The organism is Pseudomonas sp. BIC9C, from assembly GCF_034541995.1.
In the GTDB taxonomy this organism is placed as follows: Bacteria; Pseudomonadota; Gammaproteobacteria; order Pseudomonadales; family Pseudomonadaceae; genus Aquipseudomonas; species Aquipseudomonas fluorescens_CC.
The window spans coordinates 1,672,234-1,686,374 of the sequence record NZ_JAWDGM010000001.1 but is presented as its reverse complement, the minus strand read 5'-3'; the positions used below and the strand labels follow the sequence as shown (position 1 = coordinate 1,686,374).

12 protein-coding genes and 1 pseudogene are annotated in these 14,141 nt (G+C 61.1%); 6 read left to right on the top strand and 7 right to left on the bottom strand.

Translation table 11 applies throughout. The features are described 5' to 3' along the window. The first annotated feature begins 73 nt into the window (after nucleotides 1–73). Nucleotides 74–403, top strand: a complete 330-nt coding sequence (locus RS887_RS07870) for a DUF1820 family protein (RefSeq protein WP_003185742.1) — start codon at nucleotides 74–76, stop codon at nucleotides 401–403. A gap of 122 nt (nucleotides 404–525) precedes the next feature. Here the strand turns inward: RS887_RS07870 and RS887_RS07865 are convergent, their stop codons facing one another. From RS887_RS07865 to RS887_RS07850, 4 genes are all read right to left on the bottom strand, one after another. Beyond that, a complete protein-coding gene (locus tag RS887_RS07865; protein WP_111288078.1) occupies nucleotides 526–1,080 on the bottom strand; it encodes a tetratricopeptide repeat protein in 555 nt (184 codons plus the stop codon). 228 nt (nucleotides 1,081–1,308) lie between these two features. Further along, complete coding sequence (hemL, locus tag RS887_RS07860) at nucleotides 1,309–2,592, bottom strand: glutamate-1-semialdehyde 2,1-aminomutase (RefSeq protein WP_322614964.1); 1,284 nt, start codon at nucleotides 2,590–2,592, stop codon at nucleotides 1,309–1,311. Between the two features lie 10 nt (nucleotides 2,593–2,602). After that, nucleotides 2,603–3,226: a thiamine phosphate synthase gene (gene thiE, locus RS887_RS07855; protein WP_322614963.1), complete on the bottom strand. Its 624-nt coding sequence runs from the start codon at nucleotides 3,224–3,226 to the stop codon at nucleotides 2,603–2,605. A 31-nt stretch (nucleotides 3,227–3,257) separates the two neighbouring features. Further along, nucleotides 3,258–4,055, bottom strand: a complete 798-nt coding sequence (locus RS887_RS07850) for a hydroxymethylpyrimidine/phosphomethylpyrimidine kinase (protein WP_008052407.1) — start codon at nucleotides 4,053–4,055, stop codon at nucleotides 3,258–3,260. A 282-nt stretch (nucleotides 4,056–4,337) separates the two neighbouring features. On the opposite strand from RS887_RS07850, the gene RS887_RS07845 reads away from it, so the two are divergent. The 4 genes from RS887_RS07845 (at nucleotide 4,338) to RS887_RS07830 (ending at nucleotide 10,832) form a co-directional block, all read left to right on the top strand. Then, complete coding sequence (locus tag RS887_RS07845) at nucleotides 4,338–6,722, top strand: 7TM diverse intracellular signaling domain-containing protein (protein ID WP_322614962.1); 2,385 nt, start codon at nucleotides 4,338–4,340, stop codon at nucleotides 6,720–6,722. Nucleotides 6,723–6,796: 74 nt separating this feature from the next. Continuing rightward, the gene (locus RS887_RS07840; RefSeq protein WP_322614961.1) at nucleotides 6,797–8,446 is read left to right on the top strand and encodes an acyl-CoA dehydrogenase family protein; all 1,650 of its coding nucleotides are present in this window, start codon (nucleotides 6,797–6,799) and stop codon (nucleotides 8,444–8,446) included. Between the two features lie 180 nt (nucleotides 8,447–8,626). Next, nucleotides 8,627–10,126, top strand: coding sequence for an AMP nucleosidase (gene amn, locus RS887_RS07835; protein ID WP_322614960.1), 1,500 nt, complete (start codon nucleotides 8,627–8,629; stop codon nucleotides 10,124–10,126). Nucleotides 10,127–10,196: 70 nt separating this feature from the next. Next, nucleotides 10,197–10,832 (top strand): pseudouridine synthase, encoded by a 636-nt coding sequence (locus RS887_RS07830; RefSeq protein ID WP_322614959.1) that lies wholly within the window; start codon nucleotides 10,197–10,199, stop codon nucleotides 10,830–10,832. On the opposite strand, the pseudogene RS887_RS07825 reads toward RS887_RS07830, so the two are convergent. Then, nucleotides 10,827–11,035, bottom strand: a pseudogene (locus RS887_RS07825) (DUF2788 domain-containing protein). The gene RS887_RS07830 and the pseudogene RS887_RS07825 sit on opposite strands and share 6 nt — an antisense overlap. A gap of 213 nt (nucleotides 11,036–11,248) precedes the next feature. After that, complete coding sequence (locus RS887_RS07820; protein ID WP_007937367.1) at nucleotides 11,249–11,728, bottom strand: Lrp/AsnC family transcriptional regulator; 480 nt, start codon at nucleotides 11,726–11,728, stop codon at nucleotides 11,249–11,251. A 448-nt stretch (nucleotides 11,729–12,176) separates the two neighbouring features. Here RS887_RS07820 and RS887_RS07815 point away from each other — a divergent pair, with 448 nt between their 5' ends. After that, nucleotides 12,177–13,220 (top strand): DUF6515 family protein, encoded by a 1,044-nt coding sequence (locus RS887_RS07815; RefSeq protein ID WP_322614958.1) that lies wholly within the window; start codon nucleotides 12,177–12,179, stop codon nucleotides 13,218–13,220. Here the strand turns inward: RS887_RS07815 and RS887_RS07810 are convergent. After that, nucleotides 13,214–14,110 carry a cation diffusion facilitator family transporter gene (locus tag RS887_RS07810; RefSeq protein WP_322614957.1) on the bottom strand — a complete coding sequence of 299 codons (897 nt, stop codon included), beginning with the start codon at nucleotides 14,108–14,110 and terminating at the stop codon, nucleotides 13,214–13,216. The genes RS887_RS07815 and RS887_RS07810 overlap by 7 nt on opposite strands. Between the last annotated feature and the right edge of the window lie 31 nt (nucleotides 14,111–14,141).

Below are 14,141 nucleotides of genomic sequence, written 5' to 3'. Positions count from 1 at the left end.
CTACCGTTGCGCGTCCGACGGCTGTGCTATAGTTTGCGCCCTCATTTTTACCCCGATGTGTTACCCGCCCACCATGACCAAACGTGAAGCTCCAATCTACAAGGTGATTTTCCTCAACCAGGGCCAGGTGTTCGAAATGTACGCCAAGCAGATCTATCAGAGTGATCTGTGGGGCTTTCTGGAAGTGGAAGAGTTCGTCTTTGGCGAGCGCACGCAAGTGGTCGTCGATCCGAGCGAAGAAAAGCTCAAGGCTCAGTTCGAAGGCGTGGTACGCAGTTTTGTGCCGATGCATTCGATCGTGCGCATCGACGAAGTCGAGCGTCTGGGGACACCGAAAATCAGCGAAGCCCGTGGCGCGGTCGGCAATGTCATGCCGTTCCCGATGCCGATGCCTGAGAAGTAAGACCCACGACCGAGTCGCCCTATTCGCGAGCAAGCCCGCCCCCACATTTGATTTGTGTACGACGCAGATCAAATGTGGGAGCGGGCTTGCTCGCGAAGGGGCCAGTCAGAACAAAGCGGAAATCAGGGCAGTGGCGAGAAAGGCGTACGCCCATCGGCGCTCTGCAATTCCATCAGGTATTTACGGAAAATCTGCCCGAGCACCTGAGTGGCGACTTCCAGCTCTTCGCGGGGCATCTTTTCGGTGACTTCATCGGCGGTGTCCAGTGCATCTTCGGCGCCGTTGACCGCCGCCATCTTCAGCAGGATGTACGCCTGAACGTTATTGGCCGGCACGCCTTCGCCATGAAAGAACATGGTGCCGAGCTTGAATTGCGCCTGGGCGTGGCCTTGCAGCGAGGCTTTTTCGAAATAGCTCAGGGCTTTATTGAGGTCGCGCGGCGCGTTTCTTCCTTCGTAGTAGAACTCACCCAACTCGTATTGCGCTTGCGCATCCCCTTCATCCGACGCTTTCTGGCAGGCGGCGAGCGCCTGTTCCAGGTCTTGCGGCTGGGTATTGAGGGTGCAGCGACCCATCGCTGGGATCAACAACGAGTTGCCGCCTGCTTGTGCTTGCGCGAGCAGGGGCTGAAGAAGCAACAGGCAGCCCAGTGCAAGGGTGCGGCCGGTGCGGTTCATGGGAATCGACTTACCTCTGAAGGGCGCGCGGACCCATCGAGGGGATCCAATAAGCGCGCATTATGAAATAAGCAGGGCCAACCTTACAAAGTCTTTACTCGTTTTTCTGCTGCACGGGAAATATATCGCCCACTTTGCGGGGGATTATCGGCAGGTGAGTAGGAAAAAACGCGGGTGGGCAGGTGAAAGCTGACGCTGGCGATGGCCAGCGTCAGCGCTACAGCTTTATTATTTCAAGGCAGCGAAGGCACGCTCGGCGGCGTCCAGGGTCAGTTTCAGCTCGGCTTCGCCGTGAGCGATCGAGGTGAAACCGGCTTCGAAGGCGCTCGGTGCCAGGTACACGCCACCTTCCAGCATCAGGTGGAAGAAGCGGCCGAACAGGGCAGCGTCGCTGGCCATCACGTCATCGAAGGTGACGATGTCGTCGGCACCGCTGAAGTACAGGCCGAACATGCCACCGGCCTGAGTGGTCACGAACGGAATGCCGGCCGCATCGGCGCGCTGTTGCAGGCCGTCGAGCAGGCGAGTGGTGTAGTCGGTCAGCTCGGCGTGGAAGCCCGGGCGGCTGATCAGGCGCAGGGTGGTCAGGCCGGCGGCCATCGCCAGCGGGTTGCCGGACAACGTACCGGCCTGGTACACCGGGCCCAGCGGGGCGATGCGCGACATGATTTCGCGCTTGCCGCCAAAGCAGCCGACCGGCATGCCGCCGCCGATGATCTTGCCGAAGGTGGTCAAGTCCGGGGTCACGCCGTAATACGCCTGGGCACCGCCGAGAGCGACACGGAAACCGGTCATCACTTCGTCGAAAATCAGCACTACGCCGTGCTTGTCGCACAGGGTCCGCAGACCTTCGAGGAAACCCGGTGCCGGCGGTACGCAGTTCATGTTGCCGGCCACGGGCTCGACGATGATGCAGGCCACGTCCCCGCCAACTTCGGCCAGCATGCTCTCAACGGCATCGATGTCGTTGAACGGCAGGGTCAGGGTGTGTTTGGCGAACGCTGCCGGTACACCGGCCGAGCTCGGTACGCCTTGGGTCAGTGCGCCGGAGCCGGCCTTGACCAGCAGGCTGTCGGAGTGACCGTGGTAGCAGCCTTCGAACTTGATGATGCTGTCGCGGCCAGTGAAGCCGCGGGCCAGGCGGATGGCGCTCATGGTCGCTTCGGTGCCGGAGCTGACCATGCGCACCATTTCCATCGATGGCACGAGCGAGCAGACCAGGTCGGCCATCTGCGTTTCCATCTCGGTCGGGGCGCCGTAGGACAATCCATGCTCAAGCTGTTTGCGCACGGCGTCCAGCACGTCCGGGTGGCTGTGACCGAGGATCATCGGGCCCCAGGAACCGACGTAATCCACATAGCGCTTGTCGTCTTCGTCAGTGACGTAGGCGCCTTCGGCGTGCTTGAAGAACAACGGCGTGCCGCCGACGCTCTTGAACGCGCGAACCGGCGAGTTCACGCCACCGGGAATGTGTTTCTGGGCATTGGCAAACAGCGTTTCGGAACGAGACATGATCGGGCTCTCAGACTTTTAGTAATTCATTGAATGCGCGGGCGCGGCGGGTGACTTCAGCCGTGCTCTCGGCGCCAAACAGGCCATGCACCACGGCCAGCAGATCGACCCCGTGGGCCACCAGCGGGGCGGCATTGTCCAGGGTGATGCCGCCAATCGCGCAGATCGGCAGGTGCAGCTGTCGGCGGGCCTGGTCGAGCAGGTCGAGGCTGCAGGTGGGCGCGCCGGGTTTGGTGTTGGAATTGAAGAAACGGCCGAACGCGACGTAGCTGGCGCCTTCTTTGACGGCCTGTTCGGCGAGGTCGAGTCGCGCATGGCAGGTCGAACCGATGATTGCATCGCGACCCAGCAGGGCGCGGGTCGGAGACAATGGACCATCAGTTTGACCCAAGTGCACGCCGACATTCAGGCGTGCGGCCAGCTCAGCGTCATCATTGATGATCAACCGGGTGTTGTAGCGTTCGCACAAATCACGCAAGGCTTCGGCTTCACGCAGACGTCTGGCCTCGTCGCTGCTCTTGTCGCGGTATTGCAGCAAGGTGACGCCGCCTTCCAGCGCCGCCTCCACGTACTTGAGCAACTTACCGTCCAGCAAATGGCTGTCGGTAATGGCGTACAGGCCACGTAGTTTCATTGGACAAGCCTCACCGCATTACAAATGGAAGTTACGAACAGAAATCCAGTGGCAAACGGCGCGGCACGAACTGGCCTTTGCCCAACTGCTCGGCATCGCGCAGGGTGCGCCACGTGTAGTTAAGCGCGGTCTGCACGGCGCTGGCGAGGTTTTCACCCTGGGCCAGACGACCGGCCAGGGCGCTGGCCAGGGTGCAACCGGAACCGTGATAACTGCCGGGCAGGCGCTGGCAGGTGTAGGTTTCGCGCAGGCCATCGCGGCTGTACAGGCGATTGTGGATTTCGGTTTCGTCACCATGACCGCCAGTGATCAGCAGGTGTTTGACGAACGGCAGGAGTTTTTCAGCGCACTCGTCCGCGGTGCCTTCGGGCAGTTCGGCGAGAATTCGGGCTTCGGGAAGGTTAGGGGTCGCAATGATCGACAAGGGCAGCAGGCGTTCGCGCATGGCGTAGCCGACTTCGTCCTTGCCCAGGCGTCCACCGCCGCCAGCGCGCAGCACCGGGTCGCAGACCACCGGCAAGTGCGGGTGCGCCGAAAGCAGTTCGACCACGGTGTCGACCATTTCCAGGGAACCGAGCATGCCCAGTTTGACGGCCGCGACTTCGGAGTCGTTGAGCACGGCATTGGCCTGGGCCAGTACCCACTCACGGTCGAGGACGCGGAAATCAGTGACATTGACGGTGTCTTGCACGGTCAGGGCGGTGACGGCCGGAGCCGCATGGCAACCCTGAGCGAGCAGGGCTTCGATATCTGCCTGCAAGCCGGCGCCACCACTTGGGTCGTGGCCGGAGAGACAGAGGACAACGGGGCGAGAGCTGTAGATATTCATGGTGCGCGAGCTTACCACCAAACAACGTTTTTCGGGTGTAGCGACAGCCAGTCCGGCTGTTCCCTCGCCACGGTGACTCATCAGCCACAAAATGTCTTCTGATAGCTGCTCTGAAACGCCCGTCCTAGAGCCTTTGTAGGAAAAATTTCAATGGTGTTTAGTGGCCATCAACGGCTATGCTAGAGTGGATCCAAACCAATAACAGGTGATACCGGTTTTACGTCTGCTCAAAAGGAATGGGGGGCTTCCTGACAGAACCGGACAGGCCACGCTGGGGCTTCAATGCACTATTTGCTGATGTTGCTGTTGTGTTTGCCCCTCCTGGCAAACGCCGTCGAGTTCGATGAGTTCACTCAAAGCCTCCCCTTGGGCCGAACCCTGCAGGTCTACGAGGACGCAGGTGGTCAGGCGACCATCGCGGATAGCCGTGCGCAAGCGGCGGCCGGCAACTTCAAACCGCACCACAAGGACACGCTCAACGCCGGGTATTCGCGTTCGGTGTTCTGGCTGAAAATCGACCTGCATTACCGTCCGGCCAATCCGGCGGCGCAACGGACCTGGCTGCTGGAGCTGGCCTATCCGCCCCTCGATCATCTCGATCTCTATTTGCCTGATGCGGCTGGCAATTATCAGATGGTCAGGCAGACCGGCGATGCCTTGCCGTTCGCCAGTCGCGAGGTTCGTCAGAACAACTATTTGTTCGACCTGACGTTCAAGCCTGACCAGGCCGAAACCCTGTTCCTGCGATTGCAAAGCGAAGGCTCGATCCAGGCACCGGTAACCTTGTGGTCGAGCACGGCCTACCTCGAAGAGCAGCCCGTGCGCCTCTATGTGCTGGGGCTGATCTACGGCGTGCTGCTGGGGATGCTGGTCTACAACCTGTTCATCTACCTTAGCGTGCGTGACACCAGTTACCTCTACTACATCTTCTATATCGCCTCGTTCGGCTTGTATCAGCTGTCGGTAAACGGGGCGGCCGTGCAGTATTTCTGGCCGGACAACCCCTGGTGGGCCAACGCCGCGACGCCGTTTTTCATCGGCTGTGCAGGGCTGTTCGGCAGTCAGTTCGCCCGTCGTTTCCTGCAAATGGCGACCCACAGTCGCTGGCTCGACCGCTTGTTACTGGCGCTGGTTGCCTTTAGTGCGCTGGTCGTGGGCCTGTCGTTGATGACCAGTTACGCCCTGGCCTTGCGCCTGGCCACGGCACTGGCGCTGATGTTCACCGTGGTGATTTTTGCCGCCGGGATCTTTGCCTGGCTGCGGGGCCTGCGCGTTGCGCGGTATTTCATCATTGCCTGGTCGGCGTTTTTGCTCGGCGGCATCGTCAATACGCTGATGGTGCTGGGATACCTGCCGAACGTGTTCCTGACCATGTATTCCAGTCAGATCGGCTCGGCCATCGAAGTGGCGTTGCTGTCCCTGGCGCTGGCCGACCGCATCAATGACATGCGCGAGCAGCAGGCGCAAACCCTGTTCGACGCCAGCCAGAAGCTAGAGGTTCTCAACCAGCAACTGGCTCGCAGTAACAGGCTCAAGGACGAATTCCTTGCCACCCTGACCCATGAACTGCGCACGCCCATGAATGGTGTGATCGGTTCGCTGGAACTGATGCAGACGGTCGAAATGGACCCTGAGCTGGAGCAGTATCAGCAGACGGCTTCGGGGTCGGCGCGGGACATGATGCGCATGGTCAACGGCATCCTGACCCTCACCGAATTGCAGGCCGGCAAACTCAAGGCCTCGGCCGACACCTTCAGCTTGCGCAACATGGTCGAGACACTGCGCACGCAGTTCGAGGGCAACGCATCGGGCAAGTCGCTGGACTTCAAGGTCGATGTCGCGCCAGGTGTGCCGGATCGCTTGTACGGCGACCACGTCAAGATCGCCCAGTGCCTGGAATGTCTGCTGGATAACGCCATCAAGTTCACCCGGGTCGGCGGTCTGGCCTTGCGGGTGACCGGCAAGGCCATTGAGCCCGACCGGCTGGCGTTGACCTTTGCGGTGATCGACACGGGCATTGGCTTCACCGATTTGGGGGAGGCCACGATGTATCAGCGGTTCTTCCAGCTCGATGGCTCGATGACCCGTGAATACGGTGGCCTGGGTGTCGGTCTGGCGATTTGCCGACAGTTGATCGAATTGCTGGGTGGACGCCTGACTCATCGCACCGAGCCAGGGCGCGGCAGTCGGTTTCAGCTTGATGTGGAGGTCGGGCTGCCGGTGATTGAGCGTCCGGTGACGCCGTTGATGACTCGGGACTTTCCGCGCCTGCGCTTGCCCCAGGACTGTGCCGTGCTGTTGGTGGATGACAACGGCATCAGCCAGTTGGTGATGCGCGGCATGTTGCTCAAGCTGGGGTTTCGCGTGCGTACGGCCGACAGTGCCGATGTCGCGCTCGATCTCTTGCAGCGCGATGTGTTTGACGCGGTGCTGGTCGATTGTCAGTTGCCGCTTCAGGACGGTGGGTCGGTGTGCTGCCAGATCCGTGCGTTGCCGGGTTATGCCGAGCTGCCGCTGTTCATGATCGCCCTGGGCGGTGACCGTGAGCGCTGCCCGACCGGCGCGGTGATTGATCACTTGAGCAAGCCGGTGAAATTCGAAGACTTGCAGGCCGCGCTCTACCGCCGTGTGCTTTGCTCGCAACAGGGCGAAAGCGCCGACAGTTAGGCGGATATGACACTTTGATCGACCGAGGGCCGGTGCTTAACTGAAGTCCCTTGGCCGACCAAAGGAGCCCAGTCATGAACCTGCATCAGTTCGCCGAAACCCATGAAGTCACCAATCAGCCACCGTCACTGGACGGCGCCAACCTGTACCGCATCGACTTGCCATTGCAGGAATGGTCGCGGCGCTTCGGGGCCGGTTGGGCCGAAGCGCGGATCGATGCCTACGGCGCACTGGCCGGTGGCCCGTTGATGGAAGCCGGGTTCCTGGCCAATCAGAACAAGCCGGTATTCAACAGCCATGACCGCTTTGGTCATCGCATCGATCTGGTGGAATTTCATCCGGCCTATCACCAATTGATGCGTACGGCGGTCGAGCACGGCCTGACCTCGCTACCCTGGGCGCACCCGCAGGACGGCGCCCATGTCGCCCGTGCTTCGATGTCGTACCTGCATAGTCAGGCTGAAGCCGGCAGCGGCTGCCCGTTGACCATGACCTTCGCCAGCGTTCCGGCCATGCGTCTGCAACCGGACCTGGCCGAAAAATGGCTGCCGAAAATCCTCGCCACCGAATACGACCCGCGTAACGTCGGCATGGCCCACAAGGCCGGGGTCACCATCGGCATGGCCATGACCGAGAAGCAGGGCGGCACCGATGTGCGGGCCAATACCACCAAGGCGTATCCGGTCGGCGCCAGCGGTCCGGGCCAGGCCTATGAGTTGGTGGGGCACAAGTGGTTTTGCTCGGCGCCGATGTGCGACGCCTTCCTGACACTGGCGCAGACCGACAAGGGCCTGACCTGTTTCCTGTTGCCGCGCCATCGTCCGGACGACACGCGCAATCAGTTCTACATCCAGCGCCTGAAGAACAAGCTCGGCAATTGCTCCAACGCTTCCAGCGAAGTGGAGTTCCGCGGCGCACTGGCGTGGATGATCGGTGAAGAGGGCCGTGGCGTTCCGACGATCATCGAGATGGTCGCCATGACCCGCTTCGATTGCATGGTCGGTTCCAGTTCGCTGATGCGCCAGGCGCTGACTCAGGCCAGCCATCACTGCGCTCACCGTTCGGTTGGCGGCAAGCTGCTCAGCGAACAGCCCTTGATGCAGAACGTGCTGGCGGATCTGGCGCTGGAAAGCGAAGCCGCCCTGGCCTTGAGCCTGCGCATGGGCCGGGCGCTGGATCATCTGGACGATTCGCAGGAAGCCAAATTCGCCCGACTGGTGACGGCCGTGGGCAAGTACTGGATCTGCAAGCGGGCGCCGGCCATGATCAACGAAGCGGCCGAATGCATGGGTGGCGCGGGTTATGTCGAAGACAGCATTCTGCCGCGGCTTTACCGCGAGGCGCCGGTGAATTCGACGTGGGAAGGTTCCGGCAACGTGCAGTGCCTTGATGTGCTGCGTGCCCTGTCGAAAGAACCGGGCGTACTCGACGCGCTGTTCAGCGAGTTGGGCGATGGCCATGGCGACAAGCGCCTGGCTGCGTATATCCATCAATTGCAGTTGGCCTTCAAGGACACCAGTGACATTCAGTACCGCGCCCGGCAGTTGACCGAGGACATTGCGCTGGGGCTGCAGGCCAAGCTGTTGCTGGAAGCCGGGAACGGGGTGGTCAGTGATGCCTTTATCGCCAGTCGTCTGGATGGCGGCGGCCGAGTCTATGGCGCATTGCCGCGAGGCCTGGACGTGGAAGCCATTGTCGCCCGCTCGACTCCGCAGGGTTTCTGATCACGATTGCGTGATCACCACTTGGCCCCATGTGGGAGCGGGCTTGCTCGCGAATGCGGTTTCACATTCAACATTGATGTGGCTGAAAGACCGCTTTCGCGAGCAAGCCCGCTCCCACAGATGTTCTCTATGCACATCGCCAACATGCCACTGTTCCCGTGAAGCGACGATGCAGGCAAGATGAAGGTCTGCAAGTCAGAACACAGGATGCTGATCGTGACCGAAGCTTTTATTGTCGTTCAAACCGCCGAGCAAGCCGTGGATCGGCTTGCACTCTTGCACAATCGTGCAACCACCGCGCTGAGTCAGGCGCTCAAGCGTTACCTCAAGGACCGTGTAGAGCCGGACGCCGAGCAGCGGGCGTTGTTCCGTTATCCCGAACTGCGCCTGACCTACCTTTGCCAGGGCGAGGTCCCGCAGACCACCCGTGCCTATGCCAAGGTCCAGTTGCCAGGCACCTACAGCGTCACCGTCACCCATCCATCGGCATTCCGTAAATACCTGCTGGAACAGCTGGTTCCGCTGATGCACGACTTCACCGTGACCGTGGAAGTCGGGGTCAGCGAGCAGAACATCCCGTATCCGTATGTGGTCGAGCAGGGCGATGAGCTGGCGGGTTCCGGCGTCACCGCTGCCGTGCTGGCGCGGGTGTTCCCGAGTACCGACCTGTCGGCCGCGACCGATGGCATTGCCGACGGTTTGTACGATTGGGAAAACACCGATCCGCTGCCACTGGCCCTGTTCGATGCCGCACGGGTGGATTTCTCCCTGCGCCGACTGGTGCATTACACCGGCAGTGACTGGCGGCATGTGCAGCCGTGGATTCTGCTGACCAACTATCACCGCTATGTCGACCAGTTCATCGTCCATGGTCTGGAACAGCTGCGCAAAGACCCGCGCTTCGTGCGCATGGTGCTGCCGGGTAACGTGATCATCGAAAAGAGCATGGATCACGGCGAGGCCTCGGCGATTGCCGCCGGTGTGGTCTGGCACCGCTATCAGATGCCGGCCTATCACCTGATCGCCAGCGACGGCCACGGTGTGACCCTGGTCAACATCGGTGTCGGCCCGTCCAACGCCAAGAACATCACCGACCACCTCGCCGTTCTGCGCCCGCATTGCTGGCTGATGATCGGTCACTGCGGTGGCCTGCGTCAGTCACAAACCATCGGCGACTATGTGCTGGCCCACGCTTACATGCGCCGTGACGGGATTCTCGACCGGGTGGTGCCGCCGAACATTCCGATCCCCGCCTTGGCCGAAGTGCAGTTGGCGCTTCAGCAAGCGGCGGCCAACATCACCGGCGAGAAGGGCGACGAACTGAAAAAGCGCCTGCGCACCGGCACCGTACTGACCTACGACGACCGTAACTGGGAGCTGCGCTGGGCACAGGAACGGCCGCTGATCAACCTGTCCCGCGCCGTGGCGGTGGACATGGAAAGCGGCACCATCGCCGCCCAGGGTTATCGTTTGCGGGTGCCGTACGGCACGTTGCTGTGCGTATCGGACAAACCGCTGCACAGCGAAATCAAGTTGCCGGGCTCGGCGAACGCCTTCTATGAACGCGCGGTCAGCCAGCACTTGAAGATCGGTATCGAGGCGGTGGATCTGTTGCGTACCGAACTCAACTCACTGCACTCGCGCAAACTGCGCAGCTTCGACGAGCCGCCGTTCCGCTGATTTGTCGATGGTCATTTAACGGTCGGGCTACTAGCATTAGCAGCCCTGACCGTTAGATGTTGTTTTGCCCATGTCGCGTCCATCTCGTCCACCTTCCCGCCGCCCTGGCGCGAAACCATCCCCATCAGCCCAGCGCCGTGTCGCCAAGGCACCACCGGCCGAGCCGAAACTGATCCTGTTCAACAAACCGTTCGATGTGCTGACGCAGTTCAGTGACGGCGAAGGGCGCGCGACCCTCAAGGATTACATCGATGTACCGGGCATCTATCCGGCCGGACGGCTGGACCGCGACAGCGAAGGCTTGTTGCTGCTGACCAACGACGGTCAGCTTCAGGCACGGATCGCCGACCCGAAACACAAACTGGCCAAGACCTATTGGGTGCAGGTCGAGGGCGAGCCGAGCGTCGAGCAATTGCAGCGCTTGCGTGACGGGGTCGAATTGAACGACGGCATGACCTTGCCCGCCGAGGCGCGACAACTGGACGAGCCCGAGCTGTGGCCGCGCAATCCGCCGGTGCGCTTTCGTAAAAGCGTGCCGACCAGTTGGCTGGAGTTGGTGATTCGCGAAGGGCGCAACCGGCAGGTGCGGCGCATGACGGCTGCGGTCGGTTTACCGACGCTGCGCCTGGTACGGGTCAGAATCGGTGACTGGACGATCGAAGGGCTCGATCAGGGGCAATGGAAAGAAGTGCCGGCGCGCTTATAACGTGCCGGATTCGATCAGGCCGATGACCACACTTTTGATCACGAATGCAGCAACACCCAGGCCGAGCACGAAGAACAGGATGAAAGAGCCAAAGCGCCCGGCCTTGACTTCTTCGCCAGATCCCAGACGATGAAACCCATGAAAATGATCAGGATCGTGACCAGTCCGGTCATCATCCACTCTTCGAATACTGCAGGATCCATCGGACATCTCCAGCGCAGGCGGGGCTAAAAGGGCGCGGCGAGTATACGCCGCACGGGCTTCGTGCAGTATTGACCTGCGTCGGTGTGTCGCAGTCATTCGTCGCCTGTGCCGGCCCCATCGCGAGCAGGCTCGCTCCTACAGGTTTTGTATGGATCACGATACTGCGGTCAACACAAAACTTTGTGGGAGCGAGCTTGCTCGCGAAGGCGTCCTCAGCTGCGCAGATGAGTCAAAGGCAGTTCGGTGCTATTCAACACCTGATTCAGCACAAAACTCGACCGCACGCTGGTCACCCCTTCGATCCGGGTCAGATGCCCCAGCAGCAGTTTCTGGTAGTGATCCATGTCCGGCACCACGACCTTGAGTTGATAGTCGGCATCCATCCCGGTCACCAGGCTGCATTCGAGCACTTGGGGCAAGGTGCGGATGGCCGCTTCGAAGTTTTCGAAACGCTCCGGCGTGTGACGGTCCATGCCGATCAGTACATAGGCCGTCAGGCTCAGACCGAGCATTTTGCGGTCGAGCAGGGCGACCTGACGGGAAATGTAGCCGTCGTCTTCCAGTTGCTTGACCCGCCGCGAGCACGGTGAAGGCGACAGGCCGATGCGCTCGGCCAGCTCCTGATTGGAGATGCGTGCGTCGCGCTGCAATTCCGCCAAAATACTCAGGTCGTAACGGTCGAGCTTGCTCATCAAACGGTCCTTTGTCGTAACTATTGCGGAGGATTATGTATCTGAGGCTAAAAATTGCGCAAGTGATGTTTAATTCAGCAATCTTCGCAATCCTCTGCCGGCGCTCCAGGCCTATTCTTATCACCAGAATCACTGCTCGGACAAACAGTCCAGTGCGGCTCGCCCAATCAGGCCCGCCGCGGTCGCCACCCCCACCGGGGACGTGCCGGCCCCCGAGCTACACACTGTCCAGAAGACGGCGTGAGGTGAGCCGACGTCAAAAGCGTCGAGCCAGGACGAAGTTCTCCAAGGGGAGGCCGACGGGTCTCCCCTTTTTCTTGCGCAATTTACTGCCGTGAATTGACGCTCAGCCCTCAATAAATAAGTTGCGTGACTGATAACCTGTAGCAGAACCGGCCCGTGCTTTCCCAGTCTTATGTACAGGCCCTAACCCGCAGTGAGGAAAAGCATGAAAGCGCGCATCTGGCGTTTGGCCGGTGTTGGTTTGCTGTGTGTCAGTGTCACCGCGCAAACGATGGCCGATGAGCCGCAAAACCATGGCCGTGATGGCGGGCAGCACGACCAGGAAGGGCATCAGGGTGGTAATCAGGGCCATGGTGGCAACAACCAGCCGCACCCGCAAAACGGCCAGCCGCAGAACCAGCCGCGTGCGCAGAACAACGACAATCGCCAGTTCGAGCACAGCGGCCAGAATCAACATCAGAACAATGGCCAGTGGCAGAACCGTCCGGCACCGGATTTCAACAGCCCGGTTCGCTCGCCGCCGCCGCCGCCGCAGTTGCCGGCCAATGACTTTCCGATCCAGCCGCGCCCCGACACCGTGCGCCAGACCCAGCAGCCGCAGCGTGGTTACTACCAGGACCAGCCGCATCGCAACGATTACAACCAGCACTGGGGCGGCTACATGGGTGCACCGACCAATTACAGTAACTGGCAGGGTCACCCTGACGGGCGCGGTAACGGCTGGGGACCCGGGCCGAGGTATCGCCCTGGCCAGGTGATCGACCGCTTCCCTGAGCGTAATTACCGCGTGCCTTACCGTGGCATGGATTATTACTATTCCGCCGGTTACTGGTATCGCCCGCTCGGCCCGCGCTATGAGGTGGTAGAACCACCGCGCGGGATTCGCGTTCGCTACCTGCCCGATTATGCCCAGCAGGTATGGATCGCCGGAACGTTGTTTTTCCTCGCAGCCGGTTCGTACTACGCCTACCAGGAAAGCACTCAGGATTACGAGGTGGTCGAGCCGCCGGTTGGCCAATCGCAACCACCAGCCGCCAGCAATGGTTATGACGTGGAGGCCTATCCGGCCAACGGTCAGTCGCCAGAGCAGGTCAGCCGGGATGGCTACGAGTGTTATCAATACGCGGTGCAGCAGAGTGGTTTCGATCCACGAACTGCCACCTACCAGCCAGATCCGTCGGTGGTGCAAGCCTACCGACAGGCTCAGGGCAACTGCCTGAGCAGTCGCGGTTATCAGGTGAATTACTGAGCCCTGGCAGCGTTCACCACTTCCCTCGGGTCGGCGTGCACCAGCACTTCGGCGCGCGGGTAGGCGCTGTGAATGGCCGCGGCCGCCTGATCGCTGATGCCGTGGGCGACTGACAGCGTCAGTTCCCCCGGCAACTCCAGATGCAACTGCACAAACCACTGGTTGCCGGAGATCCGCGTACGCAAGTCATGCGCACCCAACACACCGGGCACGCTGCACGCCAATTCCAGCATGTGCTGGCTGACATCCGGTGGCAGTTCTTCATCCATCAACACCGCAAAACTCTCCCGGGCGATCTGCACCGCGCTCCAAAAGATATAAGCGGCGATGCCCAGACCAAACCAGGCGTCGACCTGATCCCAGCCAAACCCGGCCAGTACCAGCGCCAGCAGAATGCTGCCGTTGAGCAACAGGTCCGAACGGTAATGCAGCGAGTCGGCACGCACGGCATTGGAGCCCGTGGCCTTGATCACCCGATGTTGCAGCATCAACAAGGCCAGGGTCAGGGCGAGCGAGAACACAATCACCCCGATACTGATCCACGGCGCGCCGACCGGTTCGGGGTGTTTCAGCCGATCGTAGGCCTGTAATGCGATCAGCACCGCACTGCCACCAATGAACAGCGCCTGGGCCATGCCCGCCAATGACTCGGCCTTGCCGTGCCCGTAGCGATGATCATCGTCGGCGGGGCGCAGGGCGTAATGCACCGCCAGCAGGTTGAGCAACGACGTGACGCCGTCGAGTGCCGAGTCGGTGAGCCCGGCGAGCATGCTCACCGAGCCGCTCAGCCACCAGGCAATGGCTTTGGCGACGATCAGGGTGCACGCCACCGCCACCGAGGCACGGGTCGCCAGCCGCAGCAGGCGGGCGTGTTCGGAGCTGGAGGTCATAGTGGCCATTGTTCCTTGAAGAGTCCTTTCG

What these genes read in the sequence shown, in the direction of transcription:
- RS887_RS07870 (WP_003185742.1), top strand. Translation starts at nt 74, where the DNA reads ATGACCAAACGTGAAGCTCCAATCTACAAGGTGATTTTCCTCAACCAG.
- RS887_RS07865 (WP_111288078.1), bottom strand. Translation starts at nt 1,080, where the DNA reads ATGAACCGCACCGGCCGCACCCTTGCACTGGGCTGCCTGTTGCTTCTT.
- hemL (WP_322614964.1), bottom strand. Translation starts at nt 2,592, where the DNA reads ATGTCTCGTTCCGAAACGCTGTTTGCCAATGCCCAGAAACACATTCCC.
- thiE (WP_322614963.1), bottom strand. Translation starts at nt 3,226, where the DNA reads ATGAAACTACGTGGCCTGTACGCCATTACCGACAGCCATTTGCTGGAC.
- RS887_RS07850 (WP_008052407.1), bottom strand. Translation starts at nt 4,055, where the DNA reads ATGAATATCTACAGCTCTCGCCCCGTTGTCCTCTGTCTCTCCGGCCAC.
- RS887_RS07845 (WP_322614962.1), top strand. Translation starts at nt 4,338, where the DNA reads ATGCACTATTTGCTGATGTTGCTGTTGTGTTTGCCCCTCCTGGCAAAC.
- RS887_RS07840 (WP_322614961.1), top strand. Translation starts at nt 6,797, where the DNA reads ATGAACCTGCATCAGTTCGCCGAAACCCATGAAGTCACCAATCAGCCA.
- amn (WP_322614960.1), top strand. Translation starts at nt 8,627, where the DNA reads ATGAAGGTCTGCAAGTCAGAACACAGGATGCTGATCGTGACCGAAGCT.
- RS887_RS07830 (WP_322614959.1), top strand. Translation starts at nt 10,197, where the DNA reads ATGTCGCGTCCATCTCGTCCACCTTCCCGCCGCCCTGGCGCGAAACCA.
- RS887_RS07820 (WP_007937367.1), bottom strand. Translation starts at nt 11,728, where the DNA reads ATGAGCAAGCTCGACCGTTACGACCTGAGTATTTTGGCGGAATTGCAG.
- RS887_RS07815 (WP_322614958.1), top strand. Translation starts at nt 12,177, where the DNA reads ATGAAAGCGCGCATCTGGCGTTTGGCCGGTGTTGGTTTGCTGTGTGTC.
- RS887_RS07810 (WP_322614957.1), bottom strand. Translation starts at nt 14,110, where the DNA reads ATGACCTCCAGCTCCGAACACGCCCGCCTGCTGCGGCTGGCGACCCGT.